1 pseudogene is annotated in these 240 nt (G+C 37.9%); it reads right to left on the bottom strand.

The features are described from left to right. Nucleotides 1-240 (bottom strand): annotated as a pseudogene (locus ACEWL1_RS12195) (cyclic pyranopterin phosphate synthase MoaA); the annotation flags it as partial.

A 240-nucleotide genomic window follows, 5' to 3' on the forward strand; every position in this document is an offset into this window, starting at 1 on the left:
CATTTCTAATAAAATCTCTTAAATTAAAAACGCCATCATCAAACAAACAGTTTTTAAATGTTCCGGTGGATGTAACTCTAATTCGATTGCAATCGCCACAAATAGTTCTGGTAAAAGCCGGAATAATTCCGACAGAACCTGTGTGATTTTCTCTCGAAAAATTACGTGATGTTGATGACGTCTCTGACTGAGTTTGTGTAATATCAAACTCGGAGTTGATCTCGGTGTGCTTTGGGGGGT

Origin of the sequence: Polaribacter gochangensis, from assembly GCF_046224025.1 — a bacterium.
GTDB classification, from domain to species: Bacteria; Bacteroidota; Bacteroidia; order Flavobacteriales; family Flavobacteriaceae; genus Polaribacter; species Polaribacter gochangensis.